At 63.9% G+C, this 15934-nt stretch carries 15 protein-coding genes; 11 read left to right on the forward strand and 4 right to left on the reverse strand.

The features are described from left to right. Positions 1 to 159 precede the first annotated feature (159 nt). The 7 genes from ricT to NTW26_05060 all read left to right on the forward strand — a co-directional run bounded on the left by ricT (position 160) and on the right by NTW26_05060 (position 7457). Positions 160 to 969, forward strand: a complete 810-nt coding sequence (gene ricT / locus NTW26_05030; protein MCX7021629.1) for a regulatory iron-sulfur-containing complex subunit RicT — start codon at positions 160 to 162, stop codon at positions 967 to 969. Positions 970 to 1283: 314 nt separating this feature from the next. Further along, positions 1284 to 1628 carry a tetratricopeptide repeat protein gene (locus NTW26_05035; GenBank protein ID MCX7021630.1) on the forward strand — a complete coding sequence of 115 codons (345 nt, stop codon included), beginning with the start codon at positions 1284 to 1286 and terminating at the stop codon, positions 1626 to 1628. Next, positions 1615 to 2316, forward strand: coding sequence for a hypothetical protein (locus NTW26_05040; protein ID MCX7021631.1), 702 nt, complete (start codon positions 1615 to 1617; stop codon positions 2314 to 2316). The genes NTW26_05035 and NTW26_05040 overlap by 14 nt, the downstream gene beginning before the upstream one ends. Before the next feature lie 72 nt (positions 2317 to 2388). Continuing rightward, positions 2389 to 2952: a hypothetical protein gene (locus tag NTW26_05045; protein MCX7021632.1), complete on the forward strand. Its 564-nt coding sequence runs from the start codon at positions 2389 to 2391 to the stop codon at positions 2950 to 2952. A gap of 169 nt (positions 2953 to 3121) precedes the next feature. Next, entirely contained in the window at positions 3122 to 5965 is a 2844-nt protein-coding gene (locus NTW26_05050) for a BamA/TamA family outer membrane protein (GenBank protein ID MCX7021633.1), read from the forward strand. 59 nt (positions 5966 to 6024) lie between these two features. Next, a complete protein-coding gene (gene tcmP, locus NTW26_05055; GenBank protein ID MCX7021634.1) occupies positions 6025 to 6711 on the forward strand; it encodes a three-Cys-motif partner protein TcmP in 687 nt (228 codons plus the stop codon). After that, entirely contained in the window at positions 6711 to 7457 is a 747-nt protein-coding gene (locus tag NTW26_05060) for a phage Gp37/Gp68 family protein (GenBank protein MCX7021635.1), read from the forward strand. Before tcmP ends, NTW26_05060 begins: the two co-directional genes overlap by 1 nt. On the opposite strand, the gene NTW26_05065 is transcribed toward NTW26_05060, so the two are convergent. Together NTW26_05065 and NTW26_05070 are read right to left on the reverse strand one after the other, a co-directional pair. Beyond that, the gene (locus NTW26_05065) at positions 7431 to 7898 is read right to left on the reverse strand and encodes a nucleoside deaminase (protein ID MCX7021636.1); all 468 of its coding nucleotides are present in this window, start codon (positions 7896 to 7898) and stop codon (positions 7431 to 7433) included. The genes NTW26_05060 and NTW26_05065 overlap by 27 nt on opposite strands. After that, on the reverse strand, positions 7882 to 8895 hold the full coding sequence (locus NTW26_05070; protein MCX7021637.1) for a hypothetical protein: 1014 nt from the start codon (positions 8893 to 8895) through the stop codon (positions 7882 to 7884). The genes NTW26_05065 and NTW26_05070 overlap by 17 nt, the downstream gene beginning before the upstream one ends. 436 nt (positions 8896 to 9331) lie before the next feature. Between NTW26_05070 and NTW26_05075 the strand changes: the two genes are divergently transcribed. Genes NTW26_05075 through NTW26_05090 form a run of 4 tightly spaced genes read left to right on the forward strand, consistent with a single transcriptional unit; the run spans position 9332 to position 13123 of the window. After that, on the forward strand, positions 9332 to 10324 hold the full coding sequence (locus NTW26_05075; GenBank protein ID MCX7021638.1) for a GNAT family N-acetyltransferase: 993 nt from the start codon (positions 9332 to 9334) through the stop codon (positions 10322 to 10324). Further along, on the forward strand, positions 10321 to 11307 hold the full coding sequence (locus tag NTW26_05080; protein MCX7021639.1) for a GNAT family N-acetyltransferase: 987 nt from the start codon (positions 10321 to 10323) through the stop codon (positions 11305 to 11307). The genes NTW26_05075 and NTW26_05080 overlap by 4 nt, the downstream gene beginning before the upstream one ends. 52 nt (positions 11308 to 11359) lie before the next feature. Then, positions 11360 to 12223: an ABC transporter ATP-binding protein gene (locus tag NTW26_05085; protein ID MCX7021640.1), complete on the forward strand. Its 864-nt coding sequence runs from the start codon at positions 11360 to 11362 to the stop codon at positions 12221 to 12223. Between the two features lie 57 nt (positions 12224 to 12280). Continuing rightward, entirely contained in the window at positions 12281 to 13123 is an 843-nt protein-coding gene (locus NTW26_05090) for an ABC transporter permease (GenBank protein ID MCX7021641.1), read from the forward strand. A 181-nt stretch (positions 13124 to 13304) separates the two neighbouring features. Here NTW26_05090 and NTW26_05095 read toward each other — a convergent pair whose 3' ends face one another. Both NTW26_05095 and hisS read right to left on the reverse strand, forming a co-directional pair. Continuing rightward, positions 13305 to 14132, reverse strand: a complete 828-nt coding sequence (locus NTW26_05095) for a DUF3800 domain-containing protein (protein ID MCX7021642.1) — start codon at positions 14130 to 14132, stop codon at positions 13305 to 13307. 279 nt (positions 14133 to 14411) lie between these two features. Next, positions 14412 to 15779, reverse strand: coding sequence for a histidine--tRNA ligase (hisS, locus tag NTW26_05100; protein ID MCX7021643.1), 1368 nt, complete (start codon positions 15777 to 15779; stop codon positions 14412 to 14414). Between the last annotated feature and the right edge of the window lie 155 nt (positions 15780 to 15934).

The following is a 15934-nucleotide window of genomic DNA, read 5'->3' on the forward strand; positions in this document are numbered from 1 at the left end:
CCCGCATCACCGCGACGCGCCGGACCCGGCTCGCAGTAGGGGCCGCACGTTCGGGGCGCGGATTGGAACGGCGGGCTCCGTCGGGCGTGGATAAAAAATTCCGCTATAATGGGCAACGGATTGCACCATCCCACGTAGATTAAGGCGCGCGAAAACGATATGAGACTCTACACCGAGTTCCGCCTGCGCGAGGACCGCCTGCGCCTCCTGGGCCATTACGACGGCGAAAAGCCCAACCGGGGCGATTGCTACCGCGTGGTGGTGGACGGCCGGGAACGATTCGCCGAGGTGACCCGCACCGGGGTGCCCCTGGTGGAAAAATCGGAGTACCACCTTCCGTGCCGGGTGATCGGTCCCATCGGCGAGGACGACATCGCGCGGATGGCGGAGGCGGCGACGCTGGAGCGGCGCGCGACGCACCTTTTCAAAGAGCTCAAGGAGGAGCTGCCCCTGAAGCTGGTGGACGTCTCCGCAGCGGTGGGCGGCGACTCCGTCACCTTCTTCTTCACCACCCCGGAGAAGGTGGACTACCGGCGGCTGGTGGCGATTCTGGCCCGGCGCCTCGAGATCCGCATAGACATGCGCCAGATAGGCGTCCGCGACGAGGCCCGGCGCCTGGGCGGATACGCCTCCTGCGGCCGGGAGCTATGCTGCGCCAACTGGCTGCGCACCTTCGATCCGGTGACCATCAAAATGGCCAAGCAGCAGAACCTCGTGCTCAACCCCAACCGCATCTCGGGCCTGTGCGGCCGGCTCATGTGCTGCCTGGCCTACGAGTACGACTATTACATGGACGCCGTGAAAAGGCTGCCCCGCAGCGGCAGCCGGGTCACCCTCGCCGACGGCGCCGAGGTAGTCGTGCGCCAGGTGAACGCCGTCAAGGGCACCCTGGTGGTCGAGCGCGCCGACGGCACCCGCGAGGAGCTCACCCCGGACCGCCTCGCCGTGGACGAGGGGGAGGCCGGTTGAGATGAAACGAACCGAGCGAACCGAGCGAAGCGAGCTCTGCCCCTGGCAAACCGAGCTACGACCCCGGCGAACCGGGTGATGCTTGAAGTAAAAAAAGCTGCGGCCGTGTCGGTCCTTCGCGCATGTTGGCGATTTGGAAGGGAATCAAGGGGAGCAGGGTTGAAATGAACCGAGCGAACCGAGCGAACCGAGCGAACCGAGCTCTGCCCCCGGCAAACCGAGCTACGCCCCCGGCAAACCGAGCTACGCCCCCGGCAAACCGAGCTACGCCCCCGGCGAAACGAGCTACGCCCCCGGCAAAACGAGCCGCGGCCGTGTCGGTCCTTCTTTTGGCGTTGACGCTCGCGGCGGGTTGCGGGCATCGGGCGGGGCTGGACGATTACCGGGACTTCGCCCACCGGGCGGCGCAGGGCGGGCTCTGGCGCGAGGCGCTCGACCGCTGGCAACACGCCGACGAGCTGGCCCACGAAGACCCAGGCATACTTAACAACCTGGCGGTGGCCCACGAGGCGCTGGGGGACACCCTGGCGGCGCAGGAGCTCTACGAGAAGGCCGTGGCCCTCGCGCCCGACGACGACGAGCTCCGCGGCAACCTCCTCGCCTTCCGCAAGGCCCACCCCGAGCTCTACCCCCAGGAGGAAACCGATGAGGAGGATTAGACCGCTCATACTCCTCGTCGCCCTGGCGCTCCCGGGCTGCCGCAGCTCGGACGAGCTGACCATCGAGCTGCGGGCCGAGGGCGAGCTGGACCCCACGGCCTACCCGACCCTGGCGGTGATGGATTTCGCGTACGGCGGGGAGATCGAATTCGGCTCGCTGGCCGCGGAGCGGGTTCGGGACAGGATAAGCGCCGGCGGACGCTTTGCCGTCGTGCGGGGCTTGGAGACGCCCGACCCGTCGGCGCCGCTTTTCGACCTCGCCGGGGACGACCTGGAAGCGGCGCTCGCGCGGACGCGGGAGGCCGGCGCCTCGGTGCTGGTGACCGGAAAGGTCGTCTTCAGCCGCCGCGACGCCCAGGACTATGCCGAGCGGCTCGCCGAGAGCTACGACGCGGATGAGAGCCGGAGCCCCTCCATGGCCTGGGGCCGCTCCTGGGAGGCCGACGCGCGCCGCACCGGGACGGCGTACGTCCTGGAGATTTCCGTCCGCGCCTACGACGCCGGGACCGGCGAGGTAGTCTGGCACCGAATCTCCACCCAGCGGGTCGAGACGGACAGCACGAACCGGACCCCCACCCGCTCCGAGCTCATGGGCGTCTTCAACTCGCTGGTGCAGCCGGTGGTCGAAGACCTGCGCCTGGGCCTGGAGCCGCACATGCGTGCCGAAACCCGCTACATCGTGCCTTGAACGCCGAGGCGGCGGGGGATATAGGAAGAGCCACCCGACGAGCCATCGTACCAGTAACGGTGGAGGGTTGAGATGAGAGGCGTAGTGGTTCTGGTGCTGGCCCTGGTGCTGGTGGCTGGCGCGGTGGAGCTTTACTGGGATGATGATGAGGAATACGGGTATACACCGATTCAGTATACATACCTGGCCGTCCTCTACCTCGACTCGTGGGGGCACGATTATCCGGGGGATACCGACGGGCAGCTGGGTTTAGTACACGGCTTTCGGATAATGGTGGTTAGTTTCGACAACAACTACCCGCCGGAGCTTTACATCTTCGCTCGGGACGGGGATTCTCCCGGCGAGTGCCTCGCCGGGCCTCTCGGCTACACCTATTACAGTGGGGAGTATTGGTACACCCTCGTTCTCGACGAACCCGTGGAGGTGCCCGGGGAGTTCTACGCCGCGATTTTGCCCGCCGGGGAGACGGTGCTTTATGCGGATTACGAGCACGATTGGTCATATAACCATTCCAGATATTACGATGGGTATGCATGGCGGGAGTTTGACAGGGATATAAGAATCCGGGTTGAGTGGCAGCCGCAGGAACCCGGCGTAGAGACCACCAGTTGGGGGCGGGTAAAGGGTATTTGGTAGTAAACCTAGCGTGCGGAAGGCTGGCGGAGAGCCCTAAAAATTTGACCACGGAACCATAAAAAAGCTAAATTTTTTACAAACGGATGCGCAACTACGGGGCGCCCGAGGTTTACGACGCGGTGGACGGACTGCTGACGGAATCGGCGAAAGGAAAACGCTAAGGAGGACCGTGCGACGCCCCTTGGTCTGTGCCATGCTGCTTGTCCTCGTTCTCGCCGGGAGCGTCTTGGCTCAGTACGGCTATTTCGGCCAGAACAAGGTCCGCGACCGGGAGCTCGAGTGGCAGATTCTCGCCACCGAGCACTTCGACCTCTACTTCTACCCCGACTCGGCCGACGTAGTGGGCGGGGTGGCGGAGATGGCCGAGGCCGCCTGGAAGAAGCTCTCCGGCGACCTGGGGATGGAGCCGGTCCACCGCATCCCCTTTATCCTTTACGCCTCGGGGCGCGACTTCCGCCAGACCAACATCTACCTGGGGTTCCTGCCCGAGGGGGTGGGCGGCTTCTCCGAGCCGGAACGCAACCGCGTCGTCATCCCCTTCGAGGGCTCCCAGCCCCGCATGTGGGACACCACCGTCCACGAGCTGACCCACGTCTTCAGCTTCTACAGCTTCTACCGCGACATGACCGGCGAGCTGTTGAACACCGAGATCGGCACGCCCGACTTCTGGTTCATGGAGGGCATCGCCGAGCACGAGTCGCGCGACTGGGACACCGACGGGCGGATGGTCCTGCGCGACGCCGTCCTCGGTGAGCACCTGGTCTCTCTGACCGACCTGCGCTACGGCGACTACATCCCGGACTGGGCGCTTTATTTGACGTACAAGGAGGGCCAGAGCGCGCTGGACTTCTTCGTCGAGTATTACGGCGCGGCAAAGCTGCCCGAGCTCATGGACGCCATCGCCGCCGAGCCGGACCGCGACGTGTCCAAGGCCCTGGAGAAGGTCGTGGGGATAGACCTGCGCGAGTTCCACGAGGAGTGGACGCTGGACCTGAAGCGGCGGTACTGGGTCGAGCTGGTCGAGGGCCGCCGGCCGGAGGACATCGCCCGCCGCGTCACCAAACAAGACGAGGACTACACCAGCTACGTCGGCCCGCGGTTCTCCCCGTCGGGCGAGCTCCTGGCCGTAATTTCGAACCTGGACTCGGGCGCCCACGTGTACCTCGTGGACACGGAGAAGGGCGAGGTCTTCCAGCGCCTGACCGACGCCGGCGACTACGACTACCTGGCGGTCGGCGGCGCCACCCTGGACTTCTCGCCCTCCGGCGACACCGTGGCCGTCGTGGCCAAAGAGGAAGGCTGGCTCAACGTCTTCCTCGTGGACGCCGTCACCGGGTACACCTACCGGAAGTTCTCCGACCTGGAGCTCGACGACATCACCGGCCTGACCTTCGCCCCGGACTCCGAATCGCTCTACCTCTCGGCGCAGAACCGCGGCCAGGTGGACCTCTACAACCTGCGCCTCGCCGACGGGCACCTCGAAAGGCTCACCGACACACCCCACGTCGAGCTCTACCCCTCCGCCTCGCCCGACGGAAAGACCCTCGCCTTCTGCCTGGAAGAGGAGCAGGGCACCCACCTGGCCGAGCTCGACCTCGCCTCGGAGGGGATAACCGTCCTGACCACCGGAGTCGCGGAGGACCGCTACCCGTGCTACCTGCCGGACGGGAGCGGGATGGTCTTCTCCTCGGACCGCGTCGGACCCTCCAACATCTTCCTCCACGACCAGGCGACCGGGGCCGTCACCCAACTCACCGACTCCCTGCGGGACGTCTTCAACCCCGACGTATCGGCCGACGGCGAAAAGCTCTCGTTCAACTCGTACAAGGACATGACCTACCAGGTGTACGTGATGCCGCTGGCGGACGCCCTGGGGCGGCCCTACGAGCCGACACTGGCCGAGATCGCCCCGGAGGACTCCGGGATGCCGCCGATTCGCACCGGCTCCGAGATAGGCGACCTCTCCAAGTTGGGCGACCTCCACCCCTGGGAGTACGACCTCTCGATAGACGCCGGCACCCTCACCGCCGAGTACACGACGGGCGGCCTCTTCCGCGCCCTGGGTCTTTTGGAGGGCTCCGACACCCTGGGCGACCACCGCCTCTTCGTCGAGTTCGGCCTGGGCAGCATCTCGGACCTGACGGACCTGGACCTGGACGTCGGGTACTACTGGCTGAAGTACCGGCCCATCTACGGCGGCCGCTTCTTCAACTGGAACCAGTACTACCTCGTCACCGACGGCTACCTGCGCGAGCGGATCTCCGGCGGCCAGGCGAGCTTCTCATACCCCTTCTCCGAGACCCTGCGCGTCGAGGCCGCCATCACCGGCTACGAGTGGTCCCACGAGTTCACCTTCTACGACGGCAGCACGTACAACGACTACCAGAACGTCATCGGCCCCGGCGTCTCCCTGGTTTACGACGACACCACCTGGTCCTACTGGCACCCCGTCTCCGGCATCCGGGCCAAGGTCACCTACGACCGGCCCAGCTTCTTCCTCGGCTCCGACTGGGAGTTCAACGAAGTCTCCGCCGATCTGCGCGGCTACCTGCAATTCTTCAAGGACGCCGACGCCGGCCTCGCCCTGCGGCTTTCCGGCCTTTTCACCTTCGGCGGCGACCCCGTCGAGCCAACGTACTACCTGGGCGGGGCCTTCGACCTGCGCGGCTACGGCTACTCGGAATTTTCCGGCAACAACATCGCCCTGGCGAACCTCGAGCTCCGAATCCCCCTGATTAACAGCATAGACTTCGGCTTCCTGCCGGGGTTCATCATCGGCGACATCCGGGGGGTGGGGTTCATGGACGCGGGGCTGGCGTGGGATACCGGCGCCGACGTGAAGCTCTGGGAGACGGAGCCGGAGCTGCGTTTCCAGGATTTGAAGGCGAGCATCGGGTTCGGGATACGGTGGGCGTCGTTGGGGATACCGATACGGCTGGACTGGGCCTTCCCCTGGGACGGCACGGACTTCCAGGACGCCGTCTTCCACTTCACCCTGGGGTATGAGTATTAATATGGAACTCGATCAAATTGGAAACTGGACCGAGGTAAAACTAGAAATCATAAAAAAATATGCTAGTGCATACACAACAATATTATCAAATAAAGGTTACTCAAAATAGCCCTGTCAACGCTGTTGAAGTAATGCCACCATTTGATAAATTTTTATTTATCGATCTAAAGGGAAATAAAATAGATTATTTAAAAAATACTCTAGGAGAAAAAAAGACAATTAGATATGAGACAGGCGATTGTAATCCAATTTTATTAAATATCCTACCGAAAATAACTAAGGATAGAAGAGAAAGGGCATTATGCATTTTAGATCCTTACGGGCTTGATATAGATTGGAAGGTAGTTGAACTTGCTGGCACTATGGGTACTATTGAATTATTTTATCACTTTCCGATAATGGGCATCAATCGTTCTGCATTATGGCGGCGAAATCCAGATAATGTACCTCCTAAAAATGTAAAACGTTTCAACTACTTATGGGGTAGCGAGGGTTGGAAGAGAGTTGCATATAGAGAATATCAAGAAACACTCTGGGGTGAAACCGAAAAAGAAAAAATAACAAAGTGCGATTTAGCCATGGTTGAAGCATTCAAACAACACTTAATAAAAGATGCACATTTCAAATGTGTCCCTGACCCTATGCCTATGAAGCATTCAGGAGGTACAATCTATTACTTGTTCTTCGCAGCTCAAGTACCAGTTGCAGAGAAAATTATTCGGGATATCTTCAACAAATACCGATAATGGCTAGTTATTCCAAAATCGAGTGGACACGGGCGAGCTGGAACCCGGTGACCGGCTGCACGCCGGTTAGCGCTGGGTGCGACCACTGCTACGCCCGCCGCATGGCCCTGCGTCTCAAGGCCGCGGGAATGGAGAAGTACGCCCACGGCTTCGAGGTGACGCCCCACGAGCGGGAACTCCAAACCCCCGTCAAATGGAAGAAGCCCCGCGTCATCTTCACCTGCTCCATGGGCGACCTGTTTCACGAAGAGGTTCCCGACCAATTCATCGAACGTGTGTTCGACGTGATGAAAAAAACCGACCGCCACGTGTACCAAGTGCTCACCAAAAGGCCCGAACGGGTACTCGACCTAGCTCCCAGGCTTCCCTGGCCGGAGAACATCTGGATCGGCACGACGGTGGAGAAAGCCGACTGCCTCGGTCGGATAGAGAAACTGCGCCAGGTGCCCGCCGCGCTGCGCTTCTTATCCCTGGAACCGCTCCTGGGGCCGCTGACCGACCTCGACCTGAACGGCATCGGCTGGGTCATCGTGGGGGGCGAATCCGGCCCCGGAGCGCGGGAAATGAAGAAGGAATGGGCGATTGAAGTGCGAGACATCTGCCGGGACGCGGACGTGCCCTTCTTTTTCAAACAGTGGGGCGGCGTGCAAAAAAAGAAAAGAGGCCGCCACCTAGACGGCCGCCTTTACTCCGAGATGCCCGAAATACTCACCAAAGGCTCACCCCAACCGGCCTTCGTCCCGTAGCCCCCGGAAGAATTTCTCCATTAGCCTTCCGCACTCCTTGGCGCAAACGCCGGGGACGACCTCCAGCCGGTGGTTCAGCTTGTCCGCCCCGGCGAGCGCCACTGCGGAGCCCAGGGCGCCGAATTTCGGCGAGGGCGCCCCGTACACCAGCCGCTCCACCCGCGCCGCGTAGCACGCCCCCAGGCACATGGCGCACGGTTCAAGGGTGACGTAGAGCGCGCAGCCCGAGAGCCGCCAGCGCCCCAGGTTCATCGAGGCCTGGCGCAGGGCCAGCATCTCCGCGTGGGCCGTGGCGTCGGCCAGCCCCTCGACCCGGTTGCGCCCCCGGCCGACGACCTCACCCGAGTGGACGACCACCGCGCCCACGGGGGCCTCGCCGGCCTTCATCGCCAGGTGGGCCTCCTCCAGGGCCATCCCCATCCATTCAAGATCGGTCGGCATAATAATCGGCGTCATAGGTCGGAAACCCCCGTTCGGCGGCAATCCGGTTTAAGAAACGGCGCCAGCCGCAGGTGAAAGTTTCCAGGGTGGCGTACTGGAGAATCCACTCACGGGGGTGGTACTCGCAGCGGCGCTCCCAGGCCTCCCGAATCGCGTCGGCCACGGCGGGAAGGTCCGTCGGGGGAAGCCCGGGATCTATAACCCGCGCGTGACGACGGCAACCCCCGTCATCGGCTGCAAAAACACCCACCGAGGTGACCACGGCGGGGAGATCGGTCGCCATCGCTTCGAGCATGGCGTAGCTGTTGCCCTCCTTGGCGGCTATATGGAGGAAGAGGTCCCCCCGGCGCCAGCCTTCGGCCTCATCCTCCGGGCGACCACTCTTTACCCCCAGGAACTGGAAATCGAACTCCGGCAGCAACTCGGCCAGGAGCGGTATCAGGTTCTCCCGCTTGACCCGATCCGCCGCGGCGTGGATTACCACCGGTCTTTTGCCCGCAGGCTCGCGGCGCTTCGGCGGGTGAAAGAGCTCGGTGTCCACCCCGTGGCGGATCACGGTGACGGGTCGCTCGATCCCCATGAAGTCGGTCAGCTCCCAGGCCACGTGGTCGGCGCAGGCGACGACGGCGAGCCTCGGATTTTTCCAGGCGGCAGCCTGAATCCTCACCTCGACGCGATTCCTCAACCGCTCGTAGGAAAGGCCCTCCATGGCATGGTAACGCCGGGCCCAGGTGCCGTGCATCAGGCTTATCAGGGCGTATGCGGAGGACTCCGGGGAGAGCGCTCCCAGGTATCCGCCGTCCACCACCACCAGCCCTCCGTCGAGTCGGTGGGAACGCAACAAGTCGCGGCCAAGTTGCTTGAACAACCGGGGCCGGTCGGCGGCGGGGGCGTAGACCCGTGCCCCGAGGCAGCGGTGAAGGTGCCAGGCGAATTTCTCGACCCCGCCGAGATGGCCCTGGCAGCGGGAGTTCCTGCTGTAGTGAAAAAGCGGCATTGGGCGATTATAGCACGGGTGAGAAAGGCACCGCCCCAGGATAGGCTCGTCCCGAGAGCCGACCCACAGGCGATTCACGCACTTTTCTCCAAAATCCATTGACAGCCCCGACGGGCCGGGTCTATATTACCCGGCGAAATCGTGACCGGCAACACTTAACGAAAGATATTCGATGATTTCCCGGGATACCAAGCTCCGCGGCGTTCCGCCGATTGCCGTCAGCGGCGCCCCGTGCGCCGTGTGGGCGGCCATGGTGCGGCGGACTGCGCCCAGCGGAGTTCTTTTCTATACCCAGAGTCTATCCCGGCGGCGAAGTGGGCCTGCGTAATATTCAGACCCTGAATACGGGCACAACCGCCGCCGGGAACTCCGACGGCGGTTTTTTCACACTCGGAAAACGGCTCCTCCGGCGGGGGAACGAAACCAGGAGCGGGCGATGAGGGTACGGCGGTTCGAAGCGGGCGACCTTCCGGCGCTGGTGGAACTGCACAACCGGCGCTACCCGGATTGGCCGATGGCCGAGGAGTGCGTCGGGTGGGAGCGGCGGAGCCGGAGCGTGTTGGACTACCGCGAGACCTTCGTCGCCGAGGTCGCCGGCCGCCCCGCCGCCTACGCGGAGCTCTCCTCCTGCCGCGAGCACTCCCTACGGCCGGGTCTGTTCCTGCTAGAAACGACCGTCGCCCCCGCATACCACGACGGCGGTATCCGCGAGGGGCTGTGGGAAATCGTCGCCGAGCGCCTGGCACTCCTGCGCTGGACCAAGCTCGACGTCGGCTGCGACGAGGACGACCCCGCCACGTGCGAATGGCTGGAGCGGCACGGTTTCCGGCTCGAAAGCCGCGACTGCACCTGGCGGCTGGAGTTGAACGGTTACCGGAGCCCCGACGACCGGGACGCGGTGATGGCGCGGGTGCTCTCGGCGGGTTACACGCTGGACGGTCTCGCCGCCCTGGATGACCCGGCGAAGCTCCGGCGGCTGTGGGCCCTGCACGAGGAAGTCGCCGCCGACTTCCCCGGCCCCAACGCCTACCGCCGGCGGCCCTTCGAGGACTGGGAGCGCAGGCGCGCCGGCAACCCCACCGTGAGGGAGGAAACGACGCTCGTCGCCCGGCGGGGGGAGGAGTTCGTGGGGATGACCGAGCTGGGATTCTGGGCGGGGCCCGCGGGACCGGCGTACGTCGTCACCACGGGCGTGTTGGGGGAACACCGAGGCCGGGGGCTGGCCACGGCGCTGAAGTACCTCTCGGCGGAGTGGGCCGCCGAAAAGGGCGTACCGGCCCTTCTCACCGGCAACCACTCCGAGAACGAGCCCATCATCAACATCAACCGCCGGATGGGGTTCCGGCCGCAGCCGGACTGGCTCCACTGGACGCTCCTCAACCCAGGGGCGGTGCCCGACGGCGGTACCCTTGAAGGAGAACTATCATGAAAATCAGACGATTTCAGGAAACCGACCTCTCCCGGCGCCTGGAAATCTCCAACGCCTGCTTCCCCAACTGGACGGAGAGCCTGGAGAGCGCGCGCTACCAGCGCGGGACGCTCTCCAACGAAACATTCATCGCGGAGTTCGTCGCCCTGGAAGACGGGACGATCACCGGCTGCGCCAACCTCAGGTCCGAGGAGCGCCACTTCGTAGAGCCCGGCGTCTTCGGCCTGGAGGCGCACGTCCACCCGGAGCACCGGGGGAAGGGCCACGGCCGGGCGCTCCTGGACCTGCTGCTCGGCCACCTGGCTTACCTGGACTGGCGCCAGGTTTTGGCCGGCTGCCTGGACGATGGCGGCCCGGCGCGGGGGATGCTCGAGCGGCGCGGATTCGCCCTCGAGCAGACCGAGCTCTGCTCCCGGCTCGAACTGGGGAATTACTCGCCGCCCGCGGACCACGACGCCGCCCTGGCCCGATTCCATGAGCGGGGCTACCGGATGGCGACCTACGGCGGGCTGGACGACCCGGATAAAGAACGAAAACTCTGGGAGCTCTACGAGGAGATCGAGCACGACATGCCCGGCACCGTCGAGCACCGAAAGGCCGACCTGGCGGAATGGCGGGAGAAGATGGGCTCCCCGGCCCGTCGGATCGAGGAGATTCTGCTGGCCCTCGAGGGTGACGCGCTCGTCGGCCTCACCGAGCTCATCTTCCCCGCGGGGCCGGGGGGCCGCGCCGTCATCGAGTCCACCGGAACCCGGAAAGCCCATCGCGGGCGCGGCGTCGCCACCGCCCTCAAGTACGTCTGCGCGGACCGGGCCAAGGCGGACGGCGTGCCGGCAATCAACACCGGCAACGAGCGGAACAACGAGGCGATTCTGAAAATCAACCGCCGGCTGGGGTTCGAGCCGCTGCCGCCCTGGCTGGGCCTCTCGAAGAAAAGGGAGGGGTCCGATGCCGAACGGAAAGAAAGCGAACCGACAGCGTGAGCAAACGGCTCCCCCACCCGAAAGCGACGGCGCGGGAACCCCGGGAGGAGACATGAACGAGTGTGACGGACAAGCCCTGTGGTGCCGGGGTCTTTCCAAGACCTTCCGCAAGCGGGAGAAGGGTCGGCGGATCGAGGTCCCGGCCCTGGTCGGGGTCAGCCTCGAGATAGCCCGGGGCGGCATCTACGGCATCATCGGCCCCAACGGCTCGGGCAAGAGCACCCTGGTGCGGCTGCTCTCCACCCTTTTACTGCCCGACGAGGGCGAAATGCGCATCTTCGGCCACGACGTCGTCACCGAGGCGCAGCAGGTCAAGCGGATGATCAACCGGGTCTCCGTGGACGCCGCCTTCTTCAAAAAGCTCTCGCCGTGGGAGAACCTGATCTACGCCGCGCGGCTCTACGGCGGCGATCGGACCCAGGCCCGGGAGGAGGCCATGCGCATCCTCGAGGTCCTGGACTTCCCCGTGGAGAAGTTCTACTCGCCGATGCAGGAGCTATCCCGGGGCCAGCAGCAGAAGGTGGCCATCGCGCGGGCGATTCTGACCTCGCCGGTGCTCCTTCTTTTAGACGAGCCGACCACGGGGCTGGACCCGAAGTCCAAGCTCCAGGTGCAGGCCTTCATCCGGCGCCTGCGCCGCGACCACGACGCCACGATTCTTCTGACCTCCCACGACATGGAGGAGGTCGAGCGCATCTGCGACGTGATAGCGATTATGGATCGGGGCGCGATACTGGTCTGCGACACCGCCCGCGGCCTTCAGCAGCGCTACCGCGCCAACGGGAAGCTCCCCTCCCTGGAGGAGGTCTTCATCCGGGTGACGGGGCATGGCTGGGAGCCCGAGGTGGAGGAGGCCCGGGCCCTGGCCAGGAAACAGACCGATGAGGAACCGGCGGATGGCGGCGGCGGGACTTAGTCCCGCCCGTAGAGCGACCTGTCGCCCCCCCCGCCATAAAAGAGAAAGGAGGTCACCGTGGCCCGGAAAGAGACAATCCGGAAGGGCAACAATCGGCCGCTCGCCAGCTTCGCCCGCGAGGCCAAGGCCTCCTACGCCTTCGTCGAGCGCAACTTCCACCTGGTCAAGCGCTACATGGGCTGGGAGATAGTGTTCCTGGCGTACACGATCGTGAACACGCTGACCATCGGGCTCATCGCCGTGGGGGCCGGGGACCCGCAGCGCGTGCTGTACCTCGTCATCGGCGCGCTTCTGTGGGGCTACCTCTCGGTGCTCTTCGAGGTGGTGAGTGAGGACGTGGCCTGGGAGCGGTGGGAGGGCACCATCGAGTACACCTTCATGGCGCCGATCAGCCGGTTGACGCGGTTGGGCGGCACCTGCTCCTTCGCCGCCCTGTACGGCATCCTGCGCACGGCCATCGTGCTGGGCATCGTGGCGCTCTTCTTCGACCTCGAGCTGGGGCAGGCGAACATCGGCGCGTTCCTGGTGGTGCTGGCGGCCTCGAGCTTCGCCTTCATGGGGCTCGGGATCATCGCCGCCGTGCTGCCGCTGATCTCGCCGGAGCGCGGGGCCCAGGCCACCCACATCGTCCAGGCCCTGATCCTCTTGGTCTCCGGGGTGTACTACGAGGTGGACGTGCTGCCATCGTGGCTGCAGGCGATAAGTTACGCCAGCCCCGCGACCTATACATTAAGGGCCTGCCGCGCGGCGCTCCTCCGCGGGGCGTCCGTGGGCGACGTCCTGCCCGAGATTCTGGTCCTGTTGGGGATGGGCGTCGTGCTGATCCCGCTGGGATTGTGGATTTTCGGCCTGGCCGAGAAATACGCCAAGAAGACGGGGAAGCTGAAACGCAGTGGTTAAACTGACACGGAACTAAAAAAACACACCCGAAAGGGGTGCATAAGTGCAAGGAGAGAAGATGCTTTTCTATCAGGGATACCGGTTGCTGGCCGAGCCGCGTTCGCCTGCCAGAAGGAGCGCGGCCCGTCCGTCAAGGGGCGTGGAGATCGGGGTGCGGGTTCTGGGGTAAGAATCGAGCTGTCTATCGGAATAGCTCGGCGCCGTTTCTGTGCGCGATCTCATCGGAAACTGTGAAGCCACCGCGCCACCAGCCGCTCGGGTCTTGGTATCGGAACTGACTTCGTCGCAGATGCGTCATGTACCGAGCCTTCAGCGCCGCGTAGTTGCGAACATGCACGCTCGTTATGTGTCCCGCGCAGTATGTCTGGACCGCCATCGGGAAGAGCAACGCTGAGCAGAGAAGATCTGCGATCTGGATGCCGGCGTGGTTGTCGCTATGGCCGAAGAGCGGCATCTCCAGCAAATTGGGAAACGCGTCACCAACTGCTTGGAACTTCATCGTGAAAACCGAGTGGGAAACGTTGGTATTGACCGGTTTACTGCGACTGTCTGCCACCACAAAACCTTGTTCGCCGATTGCCTCAAGAGACCTCTGAAAAGTGGTGCAGATGTCCTGCATTGAGAAGGTGTAGACAGAACGACCGTCAAATGGTACGCCTATGCCCTTGATCCAAATTCTGCCGAAAAATTTGCCATCATGCTGATCAACCAGATAGAGAACTCCATCGAGAAATCCAAATGCGGCTCGCCGCGATCTATGCCCACCGATAGATGCGTTGCGACGGATATCAGCACCCTTAACTTCGACCAATATCGCATCCAGTTGGTAAAGGCTTGTATGCGCGCCGGGGAAGAACCTGCGCTTCAGTGCAATGAAGTCGCGAGTGATGTCACCGAGGTGCGACACGTCAAAGGAGACACCCGCGATAACGAAAACGGGCTGAATATCTGATATTAGTGATGGGAGGGCACCGAGACAACCAGCTTCATCAATGTAAAGGACTCTCACTCAACTCCTTAAACAACTACGGCCACCAAAAGTGGCCGTAGGGTCTGCCGCCTGGTCGAAGACCAGTTCGGCACGCAGCTTTCCTACGGGAAGTATACACGCTGCGGATCCTTTTTTCAACATGAAACACGAGCTTAACACTGAATTTTTTCTCGACTTTCCCCTAGGCAATTGCAGCCATTATTCTTAGTATTCCGTAACCCATTCCTCCCCTCACCCTGACCCTCTCCCACGGGGAGAGGGGACCGCTGCACACCCCCCCGGACCGCGCGGCGGGACTCACGCCCCGCGCATCGCCAGCTTCTCCTTCAGCCCGTACACCGCCCGGGTCCGCGACACGACCTCCTCCAACCCCGTGTCCATCCACTTGAGCTTGACCATACCCTTGTCGGCCTCCTCGGGCCCGATGACCGCCACCACGGGGATGCCGAGCTTGTCGGCGTACTTGAACTGCTTGGCCAGCTTGGCCGGCTCGAGGTAAATCTCCGTGGCCAGGCCCGCGTTGCGGAACTCGGCCACCATGTTCAGCTCGAAGGGCAGGGTGTCGCCGCCGAAGTTGGCCACCAGCACCTGCGTGCGGCAGGAGGTCTTGCGCACCATGCCGAGCTGCTCCAGGGCGGTGAAGATGCGGTCTATGCCGATGGTGGTGCCGGTGGCGGGGATGTCGCGGTTGCCGAAGCGGCCTATCAGGCCGTCGTAGCGTCCGCCGCCCGAGAGCGAGCCGATGTGCGGCTCGGAGGGGAGGACGGATTCGAAGATGGGCCCGGTGTAGTAATCCAGCCCCCGCGAGAGCCAGGGGGTGAAGACCCAGGTGTTGTCGGGCACGCCGAACCCGGCGATGGCGTCGAACAGCGCCCCGAGCGACAGCGCCTCCTCGTCGAAGTCCAGCACATCGGCCCAGTTGCCCAGAAGCTCCTTGGCCTTGGAGTGGCCCGCCCGCGCCCGGAGGTCGGCGGGCACGTCCTCGAAGACCCGCATCAACCGCTCGATTATCTTGGGCTCCAGCTTCAGCCCCTCGAGCTCCGACCGCACCCCGTCCATCCCGTCCCGGTCGTACTTGTCCAGCGACCGGCACACCGGCGCCAGCCACTGGCCGGGGTAGAGGCCCGCCCAGGCCACCACGCCGGCCAGGAACCGGCGGTCGTTCACCAGAATCAGGTACTTGCGCTCGCCGATGCCGAAGCCCAGCCGCCCGAGGACGTCGGCGGTGAGGGCGATTATCTCCGCGTCGGCCAGCACGCCCCCCACCCCCACGATATCCGCGTCGCACTGGAGGAACTCGCGGAAGCGCCCCTGCCGGAGCTGCGGACGGTCGGCCCGCCACACCGGCTGAATCTGGTACCGCTTGAAGGGCGTCGGCAGCTCGGGGTACTGTGCAATCACCCGCGCCAGCGGCACCGTCAGGTCGTAGTGCAGCGCCAGGGTCTTGCCGTCCCGGTAGGCCAGGGGGTATATGAGCTTGTCGGCCTCGCCGCCCGACTTGCCGGTGAGGATGTCCACGTACTCGAAGGCGGGGGTGGAGATGGGCGAAAAGCCGTAGCGCGAGAAGCTCTCGCGGATGGTGTCTAGGATGTCCTCGCGGGGGATCATCGCGCTGGGGAGAAAGTCGCGGGTGCCCTTGAAGATGCGCGGCTTGATTTCGTCCATGTTTCTCTTCCCCTACGGAAGGTCTCTCCCGCCCCGTCAATCATCCACGTCGCGGGGCGGCTCCAGAGCTAATAGTATGCTTCGGCGGGGCGCCGCAGTCAACCCCCGCCGTTGACCGGAGGCGCCCCGTTTGGTAACCCACGGCAATCGGCGGG

The sequence above is a fragment of the bacterium genome, from assembly GCA_026398675.1.
GTDB lineage: Bacteria > RBG-13-66-14 > RBG-13-66-14 > RBG-13-66-14 > RBG-13-66-14 > RBG-13-66-14.

Excerpts from the sequence above, each read along its gene's own strand:
- tcmP (MCX7021634.1), top strand. The coding sequence starts at position 6,025 with ATGCTAGTGCATACACAACAATATTATCAAATAAAGGTTACTCAAAAT.
- NTW26_05070 (MCX7021637.1), bottom strand. The coding sequence starts at position 8,895 with ATGCCGCTTTTTCACTACAGCAGGAACTCCCGCTGCCAGGGCCATCTC.
- NTW26_05065 (MCX7021636.1), bottom strand. The coding sequence starts at position 7,898 with ATGCCGACCGATCTTGAATGGATGGGGATGGCCCTGGAGGAGGCCCAC.
- ricT (MCX7021629.1), top strand. The coding sequence starts at position 160 with ATGAGACTCTACACCGAGTTCCGCCTGCGCGAGGACCGCCTGCGCCTC.
- NTW26_05075 (MCX7021638.1), top strand. The coding sequence starts at position 9,332 with ATGAGGGTACGGCGGTTCGAAGCGGGCGACCTTCCGGCGCTGGTGGAA.
- NTW26_05080 (MCX7021639.1), top strand. The coding sequence starts at position 10,321 with ATGAAAATCAGACGATTTCAGGAAACCGACCTCTCCCGGCGCCTGGAA.
- NTW26_05040 (MCX7021631.1), top strand. The coding sequence starts at position 1,615 with ATGAGGAGGATTAGACCGCTCATACTCCTCGTCGCCCTGGCGCTCCCG.
- NTW26_05085 (MCX7021640.1), top strand. The coding sequence starts at position 11,360 with ATGAACGAGTGTGACGGACAAGCCCTGTGGTGCCGGGGTCTTTCCAAG.
- hisS (MCX7021643.1), bottom strand. The coding sequence starts at position 15,779 with ATGGACGAAATCAAGCCGCGCATCTTCAAGGGCACCCGCGACTTTCTC.
- NTW26_05060 (MCX7021635.1), top strand. The coding sequence starts at position 6,711 with ATGGCTAGTTATTCCAAAATCGAGTGGACACGGGCGAGCTGGAACCCG.
- NTW26_05045 (MCX7021632.1), top strand. The coding sequence starts at position 2,389 with ATGAGAGGCGTAGTGGTTCTGGTGCTGGCCCTGGTGCTGGTGGCTGGC.